The 910-nt window shown below is 65.6% G+C and carries 1 protein-coding gene; it reads right to left on the reverse strand.

Annotated features, from left to right (window positions below):
* A partial coding sequence (locus EN750_RS36535) for an NAD(P)-dependent alcohol dehydrogenase (RefSeq protein ID WP_245482927.1) occupies positions 1-875 on the reverse strand: 875 nt, incomplete at its 3' end.
* Positions 876-910: the final 35 nt, after the last annotated feature.

The following is a 910-nucleotide window of genomic DNA, read 5'->3' on the forward strand; positions in this document are numbered from 1 at the left end:
GGCTTCAGCCTGATAGTCTCTATCGCCCGGATCATATCCTCCTGGTCGGCCCGGCTGCCGATGGAAATGCCGCTGATGCGGATCTGGTTGGAAAACAGGGCAGGGATAGACACTTCCGCCGCAAAACCGGTCAGGACGCCGACCAGGGCGATGTGACCGCCCGTTCTGCAGGCCGCAATGGACTGCGCCAGCGTGGCGGGTCCGCCGACCTCGATCACGTGATCGACACCGCGTCCGCCCGTCAGATCCCTGGCCTTGCGACCCCAGTCCGGGACGGACTTGTAGTTGATGACGGCGTCGGCTCCGAGGCGCGTGAGCCTTTCCAGCTTCTGCTCGTCGGATGAGGTGGCGATGACCCGGGCGCCGGCGGCTTTGGCGAATTGTAGCGCGAACAGCGATACGCTGCCCGAACCGAGGACCAGCACCGCGTCGCCCGGCTTCACCTTGCCGCACACAACCAGGCCGCGCCAGGCCGTAACGCCCGTGCAGGTGAGCGACGCCGCCTCGACATGCGTATAGCCTGCCGGTGCCTTGGTGAAAGCGTGCGCCGGCATGCAGACATACTCGCTGGCGAAGCCGTCGAAACTGTCTCCCGGAATATCGCGCCGGGTGCAGGGCGTCATGTCACTGCCCAGCCACCAGGGATAGAAGACGCTGACGACACTGTCTCCGGGCTTGAGTGCATCGACACCGTCGCCGAGGGCAATCACTTCGCCGGCGCCGTCGGAGAGCGGAACGCGGCCGTCGGCGAGAGGCATCTTGCCTTGCACGGCAAAGTCGTCGCGCATGTTCAACGCGCAGGCCCGGATCCTGACCAGAACCTCGCCCGGCCCTGGCTGGGGCGAATTTTCCTCGACCAGGTCGAGATTGCCCAAGCCGCCCGGCGCTCTCAGCCTGACCAGTCTCATTG

The sequence above is a fragment of the Mesorhizobium sp. M7A.F.Ca.ET.027.03.2.1 genome, from assembly GCF_003999175.1.
Classification (GTDB): Bacteria; Pseudomonadota; Alphaproteobacteria; order Rhizobiales; family Rhizobiaceae; genus Mesorhizobium.